This window comes from Paenibacillus sp. FSL M7-1414 (genome assembly GCF_038003195.1).
In the GTDB taxonomy this organism is placed as follows: domain Bacteria; phylum Bacillota; class Bacilli; order Paenibacillales; family Paenibacillaceae; genus Paenibacillus; species Paenibacillus amylolyticus.
Genome location: NZ_JBBOOS010000001.1, coordinates 1,514,632 through 1,536,874 on the forward strand (window position 1 = coordinate 1,514,632; position 22,243 = coordinate 1,536,874).

A 22,243-nucleotide genomic window follows, 5' to 3' on the forward strand; every position below is an offset into this window, starting at 1 on the left:
CGGCCACACCGCGTCATCCCCAAGATTTTATTGTACGCGAGCCATATAAAAGGAGAGCGATTTCGTTTGAAAAAAAGAGGAACATTTGCATTAATGCTGGCTGCACTGATGTTGGTCATTTCCGCTTGCGGAACAAAAGCTGAAACAAGTAGCCCGGCAAGTGGAGCACAAGCAGAAGCGGCCGCAGCTGAAACAACACAATTAACGTGGTGGCATTCCATGTCTGGCGCTGGGGAGAAAGCCATTAACCAACTCGCTTCCGATTTTAACGCTAGCCATCCCGACATTCAGGTGAAACCCATCTATCAAGGGAAGTACGATGAAAGTCTGAACAAACTCAAAGCATCCATGGGCTCAGACAGCGGTCCAGACATTATCCAAGTCTATGAGATTGGTAGCAAGTTCATGATCGATTCGGGCATGATTACGCCAGTACAACAGTTCATCGACAAGGATCAGTTCGACCTGTCCCAACTGGAGCCAAACATCATCCGATACTACACCATCGATGGCAAATTGAACGCCATGCCGTTTAACACATCCAACCCGATCCTGTATTACAACAAGGATATGTTCAAAGCAGCAGGTCTGGACCCGGAGAACCCGCCGAAGACGTATGAAGAGTTTGAGCAAGCAGCAAAAGCACTGGCGAAAGACGGTAAGCCAGGTGCATCCATGGCGATCTACGGCTGGTTTATGGAACAGTTCTTTGCAAACCAGAATGCAGATTATGTAAACAATGGAAACGGAAGAAATGAAGCAGCTACAGAGTCTCTGCTGAACTCCGAAGCTGGAGTGAAGACTTTAACGTGGTGGAAAAAGATGATTGATGAGAAGACCCTCTCCAATCTGGGACGTAGCACAGACGATACAACAGCAGCATTTACCGCTCAGCAAATCGGTATGACTCTTGATTCCACAGCTGGCCTGCGTAAAATCGTAGAAGGTTCAGGTGGCAAGTTTGAACTCGGAACAGGCTTCCTGCCTCGTCCAGCGGATGCCAAAGAAGGCGGCGTTGTAGTGGGTGGAGCGAGCTTGTACATCATGAATAACAAATCGGAAGCGCAACAGCAAGCAGCATGGGAATTCATCAAGTACTTGGCTACACCAGAGGTACAAGCGAACTGGAGTGTTGCGACAGGATACTTCCCTATTACGACAGCAGCCTACAATGAGCAAGTATTAAAGGATAATATGGCGAAGTACCCGCAATTCCAGACAGCAGTCGATCAATTGCACGCTTCCGCAGATTCGACAGCAACATCCGGGGCATTAATGGGTGTATTCCCGGAAGCCAGACAACTTGTCGAAGGAGCGATTGAAACGGTCCTGAATGGACAAGGTACACCACAGGAAGCATTGGATGCAGCAGCCAAACAAATTACAGACAAGATTGCGCAATATAACAGCACGGTGAAGAAGTAATTGTAGGCTGATTTCACATTACAACCAGATGCGGCGTTCATCAACGATCGTCGCATTGTTGTAATTTTATGATATCCTCTGAGACCTAAGACGGATTTTTCTTAATGTACAACCTGATTGAACAAATGATTGCAACATTGATAACATGATGAACATTAACAGGTTATGTCTGATCATAGGCCAAGTAACAAAAGTATGGCTTAAAAGAATGAGGGATTGTATGTCAAAATAAAAGATATTTAATTAACATGTGTCAGTAGTTCGATTTTATATACCACGGATAGGTCTAAAGTCGAGATGACGATTTATGTAAAAAAAACTCCTACGCGCTAACAATCGGCAAAACCTACGAATAATTGCAGGATGTACTCATTCTCCAGACAAGATATAGCTTAGAAAGATTTCGCGAAAATCAGCGGGTATTGTAGAAATTAGTTCTCTATGGGCAAATGAATTTAATATGTTTAACTCCCTAAAACAGCTTGCAGACTCCCATCTGCAAGCTGTTTTTTTTACTAATTAATGCCTGTTAATTTTCACCAAGTGAAGGTATAGTAAACAGGATTATATAGAAGGAGTGTTGACGAAATGCAAGATCAACCCGTTTTAATCGCACTATTTGCCATAGCGGCAGGAATTTTTAGTTTGCTCGGTGGTATCAACAATTGGGACTGGTTTATGAAGAGCTTTAGAGCAGGGATTTTTGTAAAGACCATTGGACGGCAGGGAGCAAGAGTGGTATATGGTATTCTCGGTGTTGTTATGATTGCCATTGGTGTAATATTGTTGCTGATCGGATAGTTATTGGGAAATAAACGAACTCACTAAGTATCATCTACATACGATGTTCATGAGCGAAGGCAAAGTAAGAGGATATGTGAGAAGAGTCAAATGGAAAAAGCGTTTGAATGCTTAAAGCAGCAGTATGCAGTAAGACCAGGATACAATATCAAATCAAATAGCATGCCTGAAAAAAACATAGCCATAACAAAAAGACCACCGAAAAATACCGGTGGTCTTTTTACCAAATTCAGGTTTATTCATCTCAATCTGGTTTAATTATCTTTTAAGTCTTCAACGGAGTTGATATCCATGTACGTTGGAACAACCAAACCTTGTTTAACTCCTGTCATGCTGACAGCGATATCTTCAATCTTGTCTCCATATGTCTTCCAGTAGTCCCCATGTGTAAGCGGGAGCCAAACGGCTGGAGAAGCATCGATATCACCTGCTGCCAAGCCTGCCCACATGGGACCAGCTTCGACTTGCAGTGCTTTGACTGTGTAACCCAGATCCGTCTCAAGCACATACTTCATCAGGTTGGTACTCGCAATTTCAGAGTCCCATGCAACATAACCGAGACGTAAATTGTCACCTTTAACCGGGGTTAACCCCTTGGTCCATTCTTCAATTTGGTCCGGATGTTTTTCCGCATAAGTCTTGGCAGCTTCTTCAGGCGAAACGCCCTTTTGAATGTCTACCATGATTTCACTCATTTGATCTGCAGTCCAATTAAAACGAGAGAAGAACTCATAGGCAACGGGATGATCTTCTTTGATTCCCTTACGTCCAACCGTGTGAACTTCCTCTGCATCGCCGAAAATTAAGTCGGGATCATCCAAATACTTCAGATCATACTGATTGAACATCCAGTGCGGAGTCCAACCCGTAACGATGATGGGTTCTTCATTTTTATAAGCTTTGTCCAATGATGCAGTCATTGCTGCTCCAGAACCTTCAATCAGATTCCAGTTAGACAATTCATAATGTTTAATGGCGTTTGCTGTGGCCTTCATCAGACCTGCACCTGGATCAATACCAACGATTTGGTGATTAACCTCTTCGCCCACATTAGCACTTGCCGATGGAGTGGAAGAAGCTGCACCGGTCTCCAGATCTGCAATCGAGTTTACTTCAGTCATGTACTTAGGAACCACGAGGCCTGTACGTACACCTGTCATATTAGCCCCCAGATCATCCACCTGGTCTTTGTAACGTTCCCAGTAGTCTGCGTGTGTCAATGGCAGCCAAGCTGCTGGAGAGGCATCTACGTCGCCTGAGGCAACACCCGTCCACATTGGTCCGGCTTCGACTTGCAGAGCGTTAACTTTATAACCCAATTTGTTTTCCATCACATATTTTAGCAAGTTCGTACTTGCGATTTCGGAATCCCAAGCCACATAGCTGAGTTTGAATGCATCACCGTTCACTGGAGTCAGACCTTTGGTCCACTCAGCAATCTGATCGGCATGTTTCTCAGCATAAGCTTTAGCTGCTTCTTCTGCAGATGTGCCATCTTGGATAGCAGTCATCATTTCACCCATTTCATCCGATGTCCATTGGAAACGGGACAGGAATTCAAACGCAACAGGGTGATCTTCTTTCAGACCTTTACGGGCGATGGTGTGAATTTCTTCAGCATCACCGAAAGATTTCTCTGGATCTTCCAGATATTTCAGATCGTATTTGTTGAACATCCAGTGCGGAGTCCAACCTGTAATGATGATTGGATCTTCATTTTTGATGGCTTTGTCCAGCGTGGCCGTCATGGCTGCACCAGAGCCTTCAATCAGAGTCCAGTCAGTTAATTTATAGTCTTCGATCGCTTTTGCAGCGGACTTCATGATACCAGCCCCTGGATCGATACCGATAATCTGATAGTTCACTTCTTGACCTACAGCATTGGCTGCTGAATTGTTGCCACCAGCCGAAGTTGTGCCACCAACGAAGTATTGTGAGAAACCAGCTACAAGCACAAGGAATGTTGCCGCAGCAGTGATCCATGCTTTTTGCTTGGCTGTAATGCGTGAGCTCTTTTTACGACCTGGCATAAATACATTTTGTGTAAAACGGTCCAGAACAATCGCGAGTACAACAACGGCCAGACCGGCTTCGAAACCTTTACCGATTTGCAGCTGTGTTACAGCACGATAGACTTCCGCACCAATACCTTGTGCACCGATCATGGATGCAATAACAACCATGGACAGTGACAGCATGATGGTCTGGTTAATACCGGACATCACGGTAGGCAAAGCGAGTGGAAGCTGTACTTTGAACAACTTTTGCATGGAAGTTGAGCCGAATGCATCAGCTGCTTCAACCAATTCGCCAGATACCTGTCTGATACCCAGGTGAGTCAGACGAATCGTTGGCGGGATCGCAAATATAACAGAAGCGATAACACCTGGAACGACACCTAGACTAAAGAATGTGACCGCAGGCAGCAAGTAGACAAATGCAGGCATCGTCTGCATGAAGTCAAGCAGCGGTGTAATGATACGCGCCGCAGTTTTACTGTATGCGAGCCAGATTCCGACAGGTACACCAAGCAGGATCGAAACCAATCCTGAAGTGATAACCAGACCGAGTGTGTCCATCGATTGGGACCAGTATCCCAAGTTATCTACGAGCAAGAACCCGATAACCGTAAATAGTGTCAGTGGGAGTCGTCCTACGAGGAACGCAAGAACACCCAATATGGCAATGAACAGGAGTGGATGGGGCAGCATGAACAGCCCGGAGAAGAATCCAACTACTGCCTGAATAACAATAGAGATGACATTAAACAATCCGGAGAGCGAGGAGCTCATCCAGTCAACGATGGATTCAATCCACGATGCTAGTGGTATTTTGGGAATCATTCACAAGTTCCTCCTTTACTGCAACTTCACCGCTAAGTGCACCCAGCAGGGCACCGCGGACGATAACACCTTGCAGACGGCCATTCTCACCAACAACAGCGAGCGGCACATGGGCTGAACTTACAATCTCGAACAATTCATGAATCAGGGTTTCAGGCGACACTGTCGGCCCGTCCGTGATCAGAATGTCATTTAATACTTTATTTTCGCGCATTGCACGGGTTGCATCTTCTGCAGTAATGACACCAAGTAGCTTCTTCGAACGGTCAATGACAAACAGATTAGAGACACCATTTTCGCGCATGAGTTCGAGGGCTACCCGAGGACCTCGGTCAAGTGTGATTGTCTCAGGGCGACGCATGACGTGAGCGGCAGTGAGGACCTTGGACAGATCCACGTCTTCGACGAAGCGGGCCACATATGAGTTGGCCGGTTGAATCATGATTTCTTCCGGTGTACCGATCTGCACAACTGCGCCGTCTTTCATGAGGGCAATACGATCGCCGATGCGCAGCGCTTCGTCCAAGTCATGGGTAATGAAAATAATGGTCTTTTTCATTTTATCCTGAAGCTCGATCAACTCATCTTGCATATCACGGCGAATCAATGGATCAAGTGCACTGAAGGCCTCATCCATCAGTAGTACTTCCGGGTCATTGGCAAGTGCACGCGCCAAGCCGACACGTTGCTGCATCCCGCCACTGAGTTCATCTGGCATTTTGTCTTCCCAGCCCTTAAGGCCAACCAACTCAAGTGAGGTTTTTGCCTTCTCCCGGCGTACTTCCTTATCTACTTTTTGTATTTCCAATCCATACTCCACATTATCAAGAACGGTACGGTGCGGGAACAACGCAAACTTCTGGAAGACCATGCTAATCGTTTTCCGGCGCACTTCGCGCAATTGTTCTTTGTTCATCTTGCGTAGATCCTTACCATGGACCAGAATTTCTCCGGATGTTGGTTCAATCAGACGATTGAACATCCGAACCAGTGTGGATTTACCACTCCCGGACAGTCCCATAATAACGAAAATCTCGCCTTCCTTAATGTCCATGTTGACCCGGTTGACACCAACCGTTATCTGTTTTTCTTTGGCCAACTTTTCTTTACCCCAACCTTGCTCCAGTAATTGCAGACCTTGCTCGGTTTGGGGTCCAAACAATTTACTCACGTTTTTCACTTCAAGTATGGTCATGTTTTCACCCCTTCTGATGTGTTGTGCACTTCGAACGGCTTTCAGCATCCATAAGCCCATACACTTATGCGCCCAGCCACGAAATCCGGTAATTGTTGCTTCGCTTCCCGTCTTTCTGGGTAACGTTTTTAAGTCTAACAATACTTAACCAGTATATCAACCGAATAAACAGTACATAATGTTTGTACAGTAAAAACTGTACAAAGTTTTTCGTCCAAATACTCCGTCATTCTCCTTATTCTGGCTAATAAGGCAGCTTTACATTTGACATTGCTTTTCCTACAATAGAAAATGAGCTGAATTGAAGCTGAATTTTTTGGTTAAAAGATAGTCATAGGCAATTGTAGCCTGGTAAAGTTCCCATTTTCATACATTGGGTGAATGAAAGCCCTCTGGCATATATGATGTCCGGCCGAGTGCTTTCCCATGTAAGCAGGACTTTTAAAGTGTTGCAATTATTTCGCCAAAGACTGTGGAATGTTCAGAATGGAGGTTGCAAGCATGGGCTTGGACCATTTACAAGAGGAACAGCAGGCAACCGTGCTGAAGATTCGTAAGCGCGTCATTGAAGCCATTGGACGTAATATGGATCTTTACGGCGTTACGCTGTCGACGGGACACTTATATGGATTGCTATTTTTTGCAGACAAACCAATGACCCTTGACGATATGGGACGGGAAATGGAAATGAGCAAAACGAGTATGAGTACAGGTGTACGAACACTGCTGGATTTGAAAATGGTAAATAAAGTGTGGAGCAAGGGCTCCAGAAAAGACCTATATGAAGTGGAATACGACTGGCATCAGACGTTTACGGATTATTTTGCGATTAAATGGAGAAAAGCCGTGGAGAGTAACCTTCAGATTCTACGCAAATCAATTGAAGAACTGAATCGGTTAGTCGAAGGTCTGGATGAGCAGGCAGACGCTGAACTTATCCACATTCTGATGGAAGACAAACACAAAGTTTTGCAAGCGGAAGCATATTACAAATGGTTGGATCGGTTGATTGATACCATGGAAAATGAAGAGATATACAAGCTTGTTCCGAAGGAAGAGATCAAGGAACATTCATGATTACATGCAAAGGGCCCTTTCCGTTATAGGAGAGGGCCCTTTGGCCTGTGCAATATCTTACCGAATTATTAATGAAGGAACACGATGTAAAAGATAATCTTGCCCATCGTATCGACCTATGTTCACATCTAATGTCCGATCAGACCTGCCTGAGGAAAGACTACAGACTGCTGAGTAATCTGTTCCAGTTCGTTCAGAATCTGCAACCGGCCACCCGGGGTCCAACATAACCGCTGCCAGTTCGATATATCGTGAACGTTACCATACAATACAGCAGGGGATCGATTCCATGATGCCGTTTGTTTCATGCGTCGGAACACCTTTTCACTGGCAGGCTGAAGCGAAGCACGATAGATCAACAGGTAATCCGTATCCAGCACGGGGATACTATCCGCTACATACTCATTTCTGGAACTTTCGGGAGATACAAGCTGAGCAGGCTGAAGTCCCAATTCAGCATACAACAAGTGATTTAATGGATGCTCGCCAGTCCCTTGTAAGCGAATGAACTGATTCGTAACCTCCATCAGAGCCAACCGTTTTTGTCCGAAATAGGGTTGAAGGTTCAGGCTTGCTTCAAGCTTGCGAAACTCAAGTTCTTTGAAATTCAGTAACGCTTGTTTCTCACGTCCGACCAGTTCGGCTATGCGAATATGGTTCTCTTTCCAGTCATCAGTGGACTCCAAGATGATGGTGGGTGCAATACTTTTCAGGCGATCGTAATAGGGCTTGTGGTAAAAATCACCGATGATCAAGTCTGGCTTCGCCTGCCGAAGTTGATCGAATTGTCTGGTTAATCGGCGTTCTTGTTCATATTCATCCGATTCTCGGTCGAACACTCCTTCACCTTCCAGCACAGCTACCGGGCGCAGTCCAAGCGAGGCCAAGTTCTCATGGAATCCCATAATGGATGCCGTAGCTACGCGAAGTTGATCTCTTTTCATATATACGCTGGGAGCAATCCCCAAGGTTTGTTTGAATTTGCGGCTAAAATAATATTCATTGCCATACCCGACAGATACCGCGACGTCTTTGAGGACACAGGATTCCTCTGTAAGCTGTTTTTTGGCTTCGTTTATACGTAAACGATTCAGGTAATCGGTCGGTGACATGCCTTTGGCCTTCTTGAAACTGCGTGAATAGGAGCTGGGGGTGAGTCCAGCAATCTTGGCAAGCTGATCCATGCTGATTCCTTCACTCATGTAACGTCGCATATACATAATACTGCGTTCCAAGGCAGGGTCCACTTTCTCATGATTGGCTTCTAGCCTGTTCTCTGAGAGAAATTGCAACAGCTCATGCAGCTGGCTATGTATGCTGATAAAGTGATCCGGTTGAAGACCGCGATAGGTTTCATACAGTTGTTCCAAACGTAATACAGCCTGCTGCTCATGACGAACCAGCAACCTGCCTGTCTCCCAATCCAGCGGGAAGGCGGGTGATGAGGTCATTTTCCATTCACCGCGCACTTGCTGCAAACAAACCGTATCCATGCTTAGCAATATACATTCGGTAACGATCGAGCGTGCAGCGGCCTCGATGGTTGTTCCTGGCTTCAGTACAAACAAGCTGCCCGCTTGCGCCGTATAGACTGTATCATTCAGGACCAGAACACCGTCTCCTTGCAAAATAAGACAGAGCATGGGCCGTGACACCGTCTTGCCTTGCACACGGAAATTCTCCCCACGACGCACACGGCACATGGAGGAGAGGAGCGGTAGAGATGAGGTTTCAGCAATGAAGGGAAACTGTTCAGTCATACGGACCATCCTTTTGTCTTATTTTCTTAATGATAACAATTATCATTCTCATATGGAAGATGTTTTTGAAAAATAGTTTTCGACAACCAAAAAAGGACTACCAAGAGCCGTTATGGCTACATGGTAATCCTTTTTGTTATGGACATGTCCGTTGAATGGGCTATACGCCTGAATCAACAGGATATGTTAGTACGGTGTCACCAATAGAATATTGTCGAGGAAAACGTCACTCATTACTTTTTTCCCTGTTCCACCGGTTTGCACGTGATACAAGCGATATTGATCTTTGGCATTGATGTAGAAGAGGCCCGCAACATCATCTCTGATATGGAATGCATCCCATTCGTCCCCGGTAAGTTTCGTTACCTTGAGAGCTGTATTAACCGAATAGAGTCCATTGTTGCCCGAGATGTATGCAGCCGTAGATGTACCATTGGTCAATTGATTCGCAACATACGTTACATTGTTCAGGTTCAGGTTGGCAGACTTGGTCACTTTGTTGCCCGAGACCGTTTTGGCATAAGCCTTTTTGTCTGCATCAATAAGGACAACCTTGTCTGTACCTAGGGCACTTACTTCACGAACGCTTTTGTTATGAAGCTGAAGTGTTTTGGCTGAAGTTGTTAACGCAAACGCTTTGCCTTTGGCATAATTGTAATCCTTATTGCTGTCGAGAACGATTCCTTTGTTATACACGTAAAGATTGTTTCCCCAACCACCGGAATATACAGCATTCACATCCAGTTTGGCTTTGGGATTAACCGCGGTTGCTTTGCCAGTGTTGTATTTCACCTTATACATAACAACAGCATTGGTGGAGTAAAACTCCTCGTAGGGGTCTGTATTTACCATCAGTTGCAGTTCGTTTTTGGCTTGATTTGTAAAATAACGTCCTTCCACTGCGCCTGCGGCAATCCGCTGCACAGCTCCAGCACCGTTGGACGTTTTGGACACGATCCACGTGTTTCCATTAACCAACGCATTATAGTAGGCACGCCCTTTGGTTACCAGGAGGAATGGGAAGTCGGTATCAGCCTTGTCAGCAATCTTGGTGACAGATGAAGCGTCACTATTGCCATTCGCACGATAAATGGTACCTGTAGCATCCAGATAATAGATGAATCCGTTATCCGTGTAATAGCTGAGTACATCTGTAGCAAATGTCTCTGCCGCATCGCTGGACCCGTCATTTGGAACCCGAAGCAAGGTTGTGGAAGAAGCAGTCTGCGTGTAGTAGAGATATGAGCCTGCCGCGTGCAAGTCCACACCTTGGAAATCAATTAATACTTCTGTTGTATTGCTGCCATCCGCGGATACTTTGTACAAAACTCCGTCGGACTCATAATACACTGTGGATTGGCTAAGTGAAGCTGCCTCGGCTGCGGTTCCACCTCCCAATGTCACTGCTGCAATGAGTGCAAATAACAGCAATGTACAGATGGTGCGTTGTACGTATGTATACCCTGTTTTCATTCGTTCATCGTCCCCTTCGTTCTTCTATATGTATGTTGTTAATTCCTTATGTTATATCGGTAAACTATGGAAGATATGTTAGCTCTCAAACATGAAAAAAAGAAGAGAATGAAATTGAATTTCATAGTCATTCAAACCTGAAATCAAATTGCGCATGATGCTGCCAATCCCGTCCCAAAGCATTCTCCGCCTGATTTGATCGTGATAACATAACTCTCAACCAGAGCAGAGGAGTGAGCGATCATGGTATTGAATATGGCGATCATCGGATTTGGGAATGCAGTAGTGAATTATCATTTGCCTTATATGGACAAAAAAGCAAATATCAAGGTGAAGGCGATATACCGTCGCGAGGAAGATCGGCTTGGCGATACAGAGCGTGAATTACTTTATCCCGAGATTACTTTTACAACGAATATCGAAGACATATTGCAGGATGATGAGATTGAATTGATTGTTGTCGCTACCCATGTGGATAGTCATGTAGAGTACGCCAAGCTGGCATTGGAACACGGGAAACATGTACTGGTGGAGAAACCTTTTGCCTCCACTTCTGCGGCAGCCAAAGATATTTTTGAACTAGCCAATCGTAAAAATCTCATCGCCATGGCAAATCAAAATCGCAGATTTGATGGTGACTTTCTGACATTGAAGAAAGTGATTGAGAGCGGCAAACTGGGGAATATTGTTGAAATCCAGTCCCACTATGATTATTTTCACCCACAGTATGCGAGAAGTGAATTTGGATTGATGCATGGCTTGGCCGTGCATACGATCGATCAGTTAATCTCCATCTATGGCGTAGCTGACCGTATTGATTATGATGTTCGGAGTTTGATCGCGCCGGGTGAATCCGATGATTATATCGATATTGATTTTCGTTATGGACGAATGAAGGCCACGATTAAGTGCAGTCTGCTTGTGAAGATCGAACATCCAAAATTCATTGTGCACGGGGATCGAGGGAGCTTTGTCAAATATAGCAGTGGGCATCAAACGAAAAATGGAGATGGACGAACCAGGGTATCCATTGAAGCTGAACCGGAGAATAACTGGGGTACGATTAGTTATGTGGACGATGAGGGAACATCACATACGGAGAAAGTTCCTTCGGAAGCGACAGACTATGGCATTTTATATGATCAACTGTTTCAAGCCATTCGACATAACGGTGATAAACCGGTCAAGGATGAAGAGGTTTTATATGTATTGGATATTTTACATGACGGAATCGAAGCGGCGAAGAGAGCCAACTGACAAACAACCAACGACAGGAGCGAAACGATATGATGAATATAGCAACGATTGGTACAGGGTCCATTGTAGATGCCATTTTATCTGCGATCAATGAGCTGGAAGATGTTACGTGTACAGCGATGTACTCCCGGAAGAGAGAGACAGCACAGGAGCTTGCGGGTAAGTATGGGGTCGATACCATCTATACGGACCTGGAATCCCTATTTTCAGATACAAATGTAGATCTCGTATATATTGCTTCACCAAACAGCATGCACTATGAACAGGCCTATCAGGCACTTCAACATGGCAAACATGTCGTCTGCGAAAAACCGTTCACATCCACGCTTCAGGAAGCAGAAACGCTGATTGCACTTGCAAAAGAAAAGAATCTGTTGTTGTTTGAAGCCATCTCCAACATTCATCTGCCCAATATTAAAGTCATACAGGAGCAGCTACCAAAGCTTGGTCCGATCAAACTCATCCAGTGTAACTACAGTCAATACTCGCGCAAATACAATGATCTGCTTGCAGGGGAAACGCCGAACGTATTCAATCCACATTTCTCTGGTGGCGCGCTGATGGATATCAATATTTATAATCTGCATCTGGTCATGAATCTGTTTGGCAGTCCGAATACCGTATCGTATACCGCGAACAAGCATGCAAACGGCATTGATACATCAGGTGTAGTGGTTCTCCAATATCCGGAGTTTATTGCGGAATGTGTAGGTGCCAAAGACACAAACAGCATGAACTTTGTGCTTATTCAGGGCGAGAAAGGTTATCTTCAGGTTGTAGGAGGAGCTAACGGTTGCCGGGAGATCAAGCTTCAGATCGGGAATGAGCCTGCTGTGGCGTATAATGCGCAGACCAAATTGAATTGGCTGTACTATGAGTGGGAAGCGTTCAGGGACATCCATGCAAGTGGTGATCACAAACGGTGTTACGAACTGCTCGAACACAGCCAGTCTGTAATGAGTGTACTTATGAGTGCACGTAAGGATGCCGGGATTGTATTTACAGCAGACCAGCGTTAATCGTTAATACGTATCGCTAATGCTCCCCATGTACAACATGTCGAAAATGTAGAGTACCGAGACCATCGAAGACATTTTGGACAGTCTTAACTGTTCATTGTATCCGTAAGCCAGTAACGTTTCATCACAATGTCTGGACAGGGTTGAATGGTTGTTGCCCGTGACCGCGATGACTTTCATCTGTTTGTTGCTCAGCACTTTGGCGGCTTCAATCATAGATTGGTTCTCACCTGTGTGTGAGATAACAAAAGACAGCGTCAGGCTATTGGGATTCATTGTGTTCAAATAATGCATGTTGGGACTATTATGAGCAATGGCAGATATGCCGAGTTCATTCCACTTGGCACAAGCCTGTTGAGCCAGATAATAATTCATATCACTGCCATAGATATCGATACGTACGGATTCTTTGACCCAGTTCGCGATTCGTAGCAAAACAGGAGCATTTAACATCCGGCGCGTATCATCTAGCGCCTGCTGATACAGGTAAGGAACTGAGTCGATGGCAGCCAGCACGTTGCCTTGTTCTGCAATTGCATGATCCTGCGTCTGCAACGCGGAAGGTATCTGTTGATATTCAAGAGCAAGTTTTAACTGAAAGTCTGGGTACCCCTTGGTACCCAGCTTTTTGCATAAGCGAACAATGGTGGATGAGCTTGTATAGGTCTGCTGAGCCAGTTCATGGGCTGTAGAATCAAATACAACTTCGGGATTGCTTAGGATATAGTCCACAATATGCTTCTCCTGTGCCGTTAATTGTGAAGCATATTTTAATTTTTGAAGTAGTTTGGATTCCATACAGTTGTTCCATTCCTCTCTAAAATCATCCCTTAGCATATATCTCCACATCATAACCTGCACTTATTTATTTCTCAATCTGTATAGCGGAGCGACAGTGTAGTTTGTTGATTTTCGTCGCTACACTCCACATCATTCAGATCTGACTTTCCGCCAGTTGCTGACGACTATTCCACGACGTGACCAGACGAAGAAGAACCACACTTATGAGCAGGAGCACTGCTCCAATCATGACTAACATCCAAGGACCAATCAGCAGCATGCCACTGGCTTGACCAGCGACTAAGGCGATGAGGGGAAGGACAATTAATCCGCCGAGCTGATAGGCTTCCTGGAACCCACGGACCTTGGCCGAGATCAGGACGTTTAATAAAATGACCATAAGACTGCAAGCGGGAACAACCCACACCACAAGTATTATCCAGTTCAGATTGGGAAACATCAACGTTCCAAACATGGGGTACATCAGAATATTGGCAATGATTCCGTAGATCAGGAAAGTAACCCAGGATAATAGAATGGAAGGGATCAGGGCAGCTAGCACTTTACCTTTAAAAAGAGTGTCCATGCTGATCGGTGTGAACAACAATCCTTCCAGCGTCTTACGTTCCTTCTCACCAGCGAAACTATTGGCCGTCAGAATACTGGAGGCCATCACCGGAATGATGAGAAACAAGGGAGCGAACATATACATGGCCAAGTAATAGACAATACGATGATTATCTGTAGGCATGGAAGCAAGCTGTGGAATCTGACCACCATGGGTTAACGCATCCAATGATTCGAGCAGAAAGCTGATGTTGCCCACAGAACGGAGTTCCATTCTGGAGGCCGCCCACAGGAGTGCAGAGGGCATAATGATTCCAATAATCAGTGGAACGATCAACATGGGCAACCAGAGCTGAATGCTGGCTGTGACGGACCGGATATCTTTACGTACCAGTGCACGTATGGCTTGGCCGTTATTCATGGTGGTGTGCCTCCCTTATGGCAAAATAGATACTTTCCAGATCACTGCCCGTGATGCGGGCCTGATAGACTTGACCATGCTCCGTTAATTGCCTTAGCAGTAATGGAATATCTTCACGCGATGTAAGCTGAAATACTGCTTGATGTGCGGAGAGTATTTCAGGTGTAAAGTCGGTTGCCGTGTGCCATCCTTCTGGCATGTCGGCTTCTACTTCGAGCTTCGGAGTGGACAGGTACCGGCTAACAATCTCCTGTTCCGTGCCTTCCTCCACGATGCGCCCCTTTTCCATGAAAATATAATGATCACAGACAGCTGACAGTTGGGACAGCACATGGGATGAGACCAGGATTGTCATCTTTTCTTCCTTATTTAACTGACGGATAATGCGCAGCACCATCTGAATTCCATCCGGATCCAGGCCATTGGTGGGCTCATCCAGAAACAGGATGGAAGGACGGTGCAAGAGCACTCGTGCAAGGCCCAAGCGTTTCTTCATGCCTGTGCTATAGGTGCCGACTTTTCGATGCTGATAATCCTGCAACTCGAACAGATTTACAAGCTCGTCGATTCGTTTCTTGGCATGCTTCAGGCCAAAAACATCTGCGAAGAAAGTCAGATTGTCACGCCCGCTCATATTTTCATATAATCCACTTTGCTCGGTAAGAGTGCCACACATGGCCAGTACTTTCTCTGCCTCACAAGCGGCGTCCAATCCGTTAATGGTTACCTGTCCACTGGAAGCGCCCAAAACCCCATTCATGATACGGATCAGTGTGGTTTTGCCCGAACCGTTGGGTCCAATCAACCCGGTGACACTGCCTTGTTTAACTGTAAAACTGACATCATGCAGTGCTTGATGCACTTTGAATTGCTTGGATATGTTGCGTACTTCGATCATGTATATTCACCGTCCGATCTGAGTTTGGAGATTATACGTGTGGTAGGCTGATATCGTTCAAATGGACGACAAAAAAGATATTTTCCTCCTTCAATAGTCCCGAATGGAGGATGCACATTTACCCTGAAGTCTGCCTGAAATCGGGTCTCAGGTTTGTTTTCACTCTGTCTTGTAACATGTATCCTTATTTTAGGGTAGAACATCCGTTTCATTGCTATTCATAACGTGGTAATGAAAGATAAGGCCTTACGTCTCATGAATGCCTGAAATATGCATATAACGCCGGTCTTGGTTATTCAGGGCCGGCTTGACGTGATGTTTTGGCGTGCCTGTCACGGGGAACGTCTGTTTCTAACGATTACATAATGAATTCGTCTAACACATCCATATGAATACATCGTATGGGTACATATTGTGTATTGGACGTAGAGGAAGGTGAGTGAGTCATGACAGCATCCAATGAATATCGTTTTCAAGTGAACCTGAGCGGGATGATCCAGATTTTATCCAACCATCTATATAGCAGTCCTAAAGTGTTCTTGCGCGAACTGATGCAGAATGCGACGGATGCGATTACCGCACGAACGGAGGCGGAGCCAGGGTATCAGGGTGAAGTTCGTGTTGAACTGACGGGAACAGGTGAGCAATTGACCATGATGGTGGAGGATAACGGCATCGGCTTGACTGAAGCTGACATCCATGAATTCCTGGCGATGATTGGACAATCCTCGAAGAGGGGGCAGCAAGCGCTGCTGGATGGAGAGACGTCCTTTATCGGGCGTTTCGGGATCGGGTTGTTATCCTGTTTCATGGTGAGTCACGAAATTGTCATGCTGACGCAATCCGCGAAGGGCGGCCCTTCGATGGAGTGGCGGGGCAAGCCGGATGGCACCTATACGATTCGACAGTTGGACACACAGCTGTCCCCGGGGACCAAAGTATATCTGCGTTGCACACCGGACGCGGCGCACTACTTTGAACCAGAGTATGTGAAAGAAGCTCTGTTCTATTACGGAGCATTATTGCCGTATCCGGTCACGTTGTATCATGACGGCGCGCAACATGTGGTGAATAGCGAGACACCGATCTGGCTGATGGACCCTGCACTCGCACGTTCACGCAGAGCGGAGGTATTGGCTTTTGGTGAACGTCTGCTTGGCGAGCAGTTCCAGGACTTCATTCCGTTGACGACAGCTTCAGGCCGTACCGGGGGTATTGCTTTTGTACTGCCACACGCGGTTAATCTGAATGCCAAGCGTTCTCACCGGGTTTACCTGAAGCGAATGCTGATTTCGGAGAAGGCTGAGAACATTTTGCCAGAGTGGGCTTTCTTCGTGAAATGTCTGATCTGGACAGATGAGCTTCAACCGACGGCATCACGGGAACATTTCTATGAAAATGAGAAGCTGGAGGAAGTTCGCTCCGAACTCGGAGACGCACTTCGCAAGGGACTGGCCGACATGGCTGAGAGCCAGACGGAACGGCTTCAGAAGCTGATTCGTCTGCATGCTCTGTCCATGAAGGCATTGGCTGTGCAGGATCAAGCATTCTACGCGATGATTCATCGCTGGTTGCCATTTGAGAGTACGAGGGGTCACCGTGAATTGGGTGAGTTAATTGATGAAGGAGAGACATTGTATTTCACGTCCTCTGTTGATGAGTACCGTCAGATTCATCATGTAGCTTCCGCACAATCGATGCTGGTAATTAACGGTGGTTATATCTATGACAGCGATTTGATGGCGACACTGCCGATGACCGTGCACAACGTACACACGGAGCGGCTACAGCCGGATCAGGTCTCGATGAGTTTCACCGATGTGCCACCCGCTGAGCGTAATCAGTATTATGATGCGTTGCGACTGGCCGATTCTGCCTTACAGCGCTTCCGTTGTCGGGCTGAGGTGAAAGGTTTTAAGCCATCGGATCTGCCAGTGTTGTTCACGCTGTCTCAGGAATCCTCAACACTTCGTGCGCTTGAAAAAGCAAGCGAGGAGAGCACGGAATTGTTCTCGTCTGTTCTGGGTTCATTGTCTTCTGGCATGAGTTCAGCAGGCTACTCAACCTTGTATTTGAACGTGAGTAATCCGATCATTCAGCGGGTACTGACATCACCGGATGACCAGATGACACCGATTGCCATCGAAATGTTATACGTCAATGCACTGATGATGGGGCATTATGCCATGAGCAAGCAGGAGCTTGAAGTGTTAAATCAGGGCATTGTTCGTTTTATTGATTGGGGTTTGCGTGCCAATACAGATCGTAAGGGGGAAGCCTGATGAAGACAGAGATGGATTTTGAAGAACTGATGGACGAGGCCTATGGTTTGCCCAATGGTCCGGCGAAGCTTGGTATGCTGGAGGAAGCGGCAAGAGTTGCCGATGTGAACGGCATGGAGGAAGAGGCATATGAAGCAAGATCGGAGATTGTGGAGACAGCAACATTCTGTGGTTATCCGATGAAAGCGCTGATTGCTTTTTCCTGGCAGCTGGGCAAGTTCGACCAACAGCCCGAAGAATATGATGAAGAAACGTTAATGTGGTCGTACAAATGGATATTGGGCAAGATGCCCGACTTCCCGGAAATATCACGTGAGAAGATCATGGAGCTGTTGGAGGATTTCGGACGGCGCTTCAAGTCCTACGGTTACAGCGAACGCTCCTACTGGTATTATCGGTTCCGGATCTTTATGGATTTTGGGGAGCTGGAGGAAGCGGGACGCAGTTATGATCGATTCAGAACGATGGATCGTGACTTTATGAGTGACTGCGAAGCCTGTGAGCAGGATGAGATTATGCGATATTTCTTGTTAAAAGGAGACGATGAGAAGGTGTTGGTGGCGGCACAGCCTATCCTGAAAGGGCGTATGAGCTGTGCGGAGATTCCCCATCTGACTTTATCTGAAATTTTGATGCCGCTATATCGGTTGGGACGGACTGCGGAAGCAGATAAACATCAGACCAAGGGATATCGCCTGATTAAAGGCCAGAACGATTTTGTGCAGAGTTTTGCGGAGCAGATGGATTATCTCACACGTACGAACCCGGCGAAAGGCATTGATGTGCTGGAGGAAACACTGGTGTTTGCTGCTGATCATGAAGATCCTTACGCCAAAATGTTGTTTTATGCCAGAGCGGCATCGTTGCTTCGCCGCTGGGTGGAAGAATCTCCAGAATACCGATTGCGTCTGCCAGCATCCTTCCCGTATGAAGGTGATCCAGGCGACCTGCTCAAGCTGGCCGATTACTTTGCGGAGCATGCTCAGACCGCTGCAGCCAAGTTTGATCAGCGCAACGGGAACAACCATGTATCTTCGTTGATCGAATAGAGACGGATATAACTCAGTAACAGATCGCTATAATAAGTTATGAAAAGTAACGAAACAGGCTTGTTCAAGAAGGATCGTATCCTTCTGAACAAGCCTGTTTTTTCTTGCATCATAAGCATGATCAATCTAATCGATATGAAGATGTATTATTTTTATTGTGCAGAAGTCGCAGAAGGGACCGGCGCTGGTACTGGAACCGGTGCAGTTTCAGATGTCTCCGCTGCAGCTTCGGCTTCTTCAGCAGGTTCTGCTTGCGGCTGCTGAGCAGCCATCAGTTCAGCGACGATTTGATCTGTTGGTTGGGTAAGCAGCGCATACATGATCGCAGCCTCTTCCTGACGAATCAGAGGTTTGCGGGAAAGGAAATCAACAGAACCATCCTCCATTACCTTCACCTCGGGTCCATGGATACCAAGCTTCGCCATCATCTGAATGGCTGGTACAGCCCATGCATCTGTGTGCCCCGCAAGTTTCACATCATTGAACAGTTCGCTAGGATATTGTAGTTGCATCATTCTCCACATCATGACCATGGCTTCCTGTCGGATAATCACTTGATCCGGCTTAAACTGCTGTTCGTCCTTGCCAGTGATCATACCCATTTCATATCCAAGTTGAATATATCCGGCTGCTGCATGGTCTGCCCAGTCGGTGCCTGCAGGAGGCGTTGTTTTGCTAGGCTTCAATCCACTCAGTTTAAGGGTGTTCTCAATAAATTCAGCTCGTGTCACAGCTGACTTCGGTTGGAAAGACTTGTTAGCATCATTCTCATAATATCCAAGAGATTGTATGGCATAGATGGCTTCAGCATAAGGACTGTTCTCACGAACATCCTGGAAGCCCATAGGCTTTTGTCCTTTTTTCTCATAACCCATAGGGTTGAGGTAAGGTTCTTTCATATAGATGGTTCCATCAGCATTTTTTTTGAATGCTGTGAATTGACGGGTCAATTCATCTTTGAAGAGATTATCTTCCACTTGAATCAGGTTGCGTTGACCCAGAAAAACGTCCGAAATGCTCAGTTGTCCAGGCTCTGTACCGTCATTTTTCAGGGAGCTGACGATCGTGCTAATTCGTAGATCCGCGTACAATCCGGTGAAGCGTTGCAGCTCAGCTGCGGATTGCGGCGTGTATTCCTTGAACTGTACAGGTTCTGCATATTGCGGGAAGAAGTTCTGAATGAATGCAGGGTAGAACAGATTACGAAGTGCTCCATTTTGATTATACGTCAGGAAAACGCCTGTATTTTGCTCGGGAATAAGGAAGAGATAAGAGCTGAATCCGGTCAGGTCGCCTGCTTTCGTAATAATTTTTGGACTACTTCCTGCTCCGGGAAGCTGAAATGCAGCTTCGAATCCATACGTGGTGTTTGGTAACAGTGGATGAATGGAAGAACGGTACTGTTCCATACTTTTTACCGTGGATTCCTTGAAAATTCGCTTGTTGTCCTTCACGCCATTATTCAGGAAAGCGATCATGAACTTCCCAATGTCTTCTGCGGTAGACAACATGCCGCCTTGAGGCATAGGTGTTGGAGCGATGGTGTACAGATCAAGCGGATTGTGTGCCGCATCATAGCCAGTAGCCAGCTGCTTTTGGAACTTTTTGTCCAGCATGAAACTGCTGTTATCCATTCCTAGCGGTTTGAAGATATGTTGTTGCATGTAGGTTTCAAAGGGCTCACCGCTTACATTTTCAACAATCATGCCAAGCAGCAAGAACGAGAAATTATCGTACATGTAGGCGCTACCAGGCTCTCGAACGACAGGAGGCATATGTTGCTTTGCGTAATCCTCCATCGCTATGTACTTGTCAAAATCAGTATGGATGTCTTCCTGCTGGGGATCACGGATCTCGAATCCGGTCGTGTGTGTGAGCAGGTTCTCCACAGTTACAGGTTTGTCAAAAGGATTATCGAATTCGAGCCCTTTCACATAGGTCTGAAAGTCAGCTTGCAGATCAACCTTGCCTTGCTCCACTAGCTGCATTACAGCAGCTGACGTGAACGTTTTGGATACAGAGGCTACACGGAAGGCCGTATTTTTCGGATCGATCGCTGTTTTACTCTCCACATCGGAGAAGCCATATCCTTTTTCCGCCAGAACTTTGCCATCCTTCACAACAACAACGGAGGCTCCCACATAATGGGGTTTTGCCTCAGGTGAATCGAAGAAAGAATCCAGAAAAGCTGTAGCCGATTCAGTTGTCAGCGCTTTCGTCTTTCCTTGTTCAGCAGCTACTGGAGTCGCGGTCTCCGCCTGGACTGCGGGTACCCACAGACTGAGAGACAGAACTGCAGCCATAAAAGCTCCTGTTAGGGAGGTGAACCTGAAACGGGTCTTTCGTTTGGATAAATGCATGCAAACACTCCTTTATGAAAATATTTACAAAATAGTTACCTACTCATGTATTACTGATTACTCGCACGATAGGTTTCACGATAATAGATTCCAATGTTGGCAATCCAGATCACAGAGAGCATCACAATTGGGAATGGAGCAAAGGTAAAGAGCATCGAATATAGAACCATAGAGACCATTCCAACACCAAGAAGTACATTCATCATCTGAAAAGAACGATAGGCTGCGCGATAGACAATCCATTTCTCGCCTTCATCCAGCTTCTCAAAATGATCCTTCTTCATGTTGCGCGAGTTCAGATCCAGAGTGCGCTCAGGATAATAACGGTTGTATCGCTTCACAGTCAGAGTTTGCACGACCACAACGATGATAATAGAGATACACGAAGCAACAAAATTCAAGAGGTTGAACAGTTCTGGAGAATTCGGCATGGTTCGGTTGGATGCATACAAGGACAAGGCAAGTGCTGCCCAGGTAAACGTAAGAATAACGCTGAATCCGCTGAGTATCATCGCTTTACCGAGGGAGCGCTCTGCGGGAGAGATGAGTGAATCGGAATCTCCATAAGCGTCATCTTCCATGGGAGGGACAGATGGCGTGCGGGATAGACTGAAGATGTTCCACACCGTCATAACTACCACAAGAGCCGCCAGGATTGCGAATAAAAGATCATAGTCATAATACACGGACAGCGTCCAGTTCAAGTCAGAAGGGAGTTTACTCACTCCGCTAGCGCCGAGAAAACCAACTACAGCGCCACCGGCTGCATACAATGGAAGACGCAACCGCTTTTTAATGGACGAGGATGACGAATTTTTCATTTTAATCTCCACCTTTCAGTTCAAAGATTTTTTCGACAGGTTCACGAAATACATGTGCTATTTTTAGTGCCAGAACGACCGACGGAGAGTAATCTCCACGCTCAATCAGGGCAATGGTTTGACGGGATGCACCAATGAGTTTGGCCAGTTCTGCTTGGGATAGCCGGTCTCTGGCTCGTAACTCCCGAACGTGATTGTGTAATTCTTCCACTTGC

General features: G+C 46.2%; 17 protein-coding genes. 7 read left to right on the forward strand and 10 right to left on the reverse strand.

Translation table 11 applies throughout. From position 1 onward, the window contains the following. Positions 1 to 66 precede the first annotated feature (66 nt). On the forward strand, positions 67 to 1,425 hold the full coding sequence (locus MHH92_RS06725; protein WP_143781084.1) for an ABC transporter substrate-binding protein: 1,359 nt from the start codon (positions 67 to 69) through the stop codon (positions 1,423 to 1,425). Between the two features lie 588 nt (positions 1,426 to 2,013). After that, complete coding sequence (locus MHH92_RS06730) at positions 2,014 to 2,226, forward strand: immunity 17 family protein (protein ID WP_340902781.1); 213 nt, start codon at positions 2,014 to 2,016, stop codon at positions 2,224 to 2,226. Positions 2,227 to 2,480: 254 nt separating this feature from the next. Here MHH92_RS06730 and MHH92_RS06735 read toward each other — a convergent pair whose 3' ends face one another. Beyond that, the gene (locus MHH92_RS06735; RefSeq protein ID WP_340902782.1) at positions 2,481 to 5,069 is read right to left on the reverse strand and encodes a glycine betaine ABC transporter substrate-binding protein; all 2,589 of its coding nucleotides are present in this window, start codon (positions 5,067 to 5,069) and stop codon (positions 2,481 to 2,483) included. Further along, positions 5,035 to 6,264 (reverse strand): quaternary amine ABC transporter ATP-binding protein, encoded by a 1,230-nt coding sequence (locus MHH92_RS06740; protein ID WP_340902783.1) that lies wholly within the window; start codon positions 6,262 to 6,264, stop codon positions 5,035 to 5,037. The genes MHH92_RS06735 and MHH92_RS06740 overlap by 35 nt, the downstream gene beginning before the upstream one ends. A gap of 501 nt (positions 6,265 to 6,765) precedes the next feature. Here MHH92_RS06740 and MHH92_RS06745 point away from each other — a divergent pair. Continuing rightward, on the forward strand, positions 6,766 to 7,341 hold the full coding sequence (locus tag MHH92_RS06745; RefSeq protein ID WP_036611216.1) for a GbsR/MarR family transcriptional regulator: 576 nt from the start codon (positions 6,766 to 6,768) through the stop codon (positions 7,339 to 7,341). A gap of 128 nt (positions 7,342 to 7,469) precedes the next feature. Here the strand turns inward: MHH92_RS06745 and MHH92_RS06750 are convergent, their stop codons facing one another. Continuing rightward, positions 7,470 to 9,101: a helix-turn-helix domain-containing protein gene (locus MHH92_RS06750; RefSeq protein WP_340902786.1), complete on the reverse strand. Its 1,632-nt coding sequence runs from the start codon at positions 9,099 to 9,101 to the stop codon at positions 7,470 to 7,472. A 186-nt stretch (positions 9,102 to 9,287) separates the two neighbouring features. Beyond that, positions 9,288 to 10,574, reverse strand: a complete 1,287-nt coding sequence (locus tag MHH92_RS06755) for a DUF5050 domain-containing protein (protein ID WP_340902788.1) — start codon at positions 10,572 to 10,574, stop codon at positions 9,288 to 9,290. Positions 10,575 to 10,817: 243 nt separating this feature from the next. Between MHH92_RS06755 and MHH92_RS06760 the strand changes: the two genes are divergently transcribed. Both MHH92_RS06760 and MHH92_RS06765 read left to right on the forward strand, forming a co-directional pair. Then, complete coding sequence (locus MHH92_RS06760; protein ID WP_340902790.1) at positions 10,818 to 11,831, forward strand: Gfo/Idh/MocA family oxidoreductase; 1,014 nt, start codon at positions 10,818 to 10,820, stop codon at positions 11,829 to 11,831. A gap of 32 nt (positions 11,832 to 11,863) precedes the next feature. Then, positions 11,864 to 12,850, forward strand: coding sequence for a Gfo/Idh/MocA family protein (locus MHH92_RS06765; protein ID WP_101314197.1), 987 nt, complete (start codon positions 11,864 to 11,866; stop codon positions 12,848 to 12,850). Between the two features lie 3 nt (positions 12,851 to 12,853). Here the strand turns inward: MHH92_RS06765 and MHH92_RS06770 are convergent, their stop codons facing one another. The 3 genes from MHH92_RS06770 to MHH92_RS06780 form a co-directional block, all read right to left on the reverse strand. Continuing rightward, the gene (locus tag MHH92_RS06770; protein ID WP_257467882.1) at positions 12,854 to 13,648 is read right to left on the reverse strand and encodes a MurR/RpiR family transcriptional regulator; all 795 of its coding nucleotides are present in this window, start codon (positions 13,646 to 13,648) and stop codon (positions 12,854 to 12,856) included. 136 nt (positions 13,649 to 13,784) lie between these two features. Then, a complete protein-coding gene (locus MHH92_RS06775; RefSeq protein ID WP_340902793.1) occupies positions 13,785 to 14,618 on the reverse strand; it encodes an ABC transporter permease subunit in 834 nt (277 codons plus the stop codon). Then, positions 14,611 to 15,516, reverse strand: coding sequence for an ABC transporter ATP-binding protein (locus MHH92_RS06780; RefSeq protein WP_340902794.1), 906 nt, complete (start codon positions 15,514 to 15,516; stop codon positions 14,611 to 14,613). Before MHH92_RS06780 ends, MHH92_RS06775 begins: the two co-directional genes overlap by 8 nt. A 446-nt stretch (positions 15,517 to 15,962) precedes the next feature. Between MHH92_RS06780 and MHH92_RS06785 the strand changes: the two genes are divergently transcribed. Beyond that, complete coding sequence (locus tag MHH92_RS06785; RefSeq protein WP_340902795.1) at positions 15,963 to 17,798, forward strand: HSP90 family protein; 1,836 nt, start codon at positions 15,963 to 15,965, stop codon at positions 17,796 to 17,798. Next, entirely contained in the window at positions 17,798 to 18,847 is a 1,050-nt protein-coding gene (locus MHH92_RS06790; protein ID WP_340902797.1) for a hypothetical protein, read from the forward strand. The genes MHH92_RS06785 and MHH92_RS06790 overlap by 1 nt, the downstream gene beginning before the upstream one ends. Positions 18,848 to 18,999: 152 nt before the next feature. Here MHH92_RS06790 and MHH92_RS06795 read toward each other — a convergent pair whose 3' ends face one another. Genes MHH92_RS06795 through MHH92_RS06805 form a run of 3 tightly spaced genes read right to left on the reverse strand, consistent with a single transcriptional unit; the run spans position 19,000 to position 22,239 of the window. Then, positions 19,000 to 21,207, reverse strand: a complete 2,208-nt coding sequence (locus tag MHH92_RS06795) for a serine hydrolase (protein WP_340902798.1) — start codon at positions 21,205 to 21,207, stop codon at positions 19,000 to 19,002. 50 nt (positions 21,208 to 21,257) lie between these two features. Further along, positions 21,258 to 22,028 carry a DUF3169 family protein gene (locus MHH92_RS06800; RefSeq protein ID WP_076251515.1) on the reverse strand — a complete coding sequence of 257 codons (771 nt, stop codon included), beginning with the start codon at positions 22,026 to 22,028 and terminating at the stop codon, positions 21,258 to 21,260. Position 22,029: 1 nt separating this feature from the next. Beyond that, positions 22,030 to 22,239, reverse strand: coding sequence for a helix-turn-helix transcriptional regulator (locus MHH92_RS06805; protein WP_017690042.1), 210 nt, complete (start codon positions 22,237 to 22,239; stop codon positions 22,030 to 22,032). Between the last annotated feature and the right edge of the window lie 4 nt (positions 22,240 to 22,243).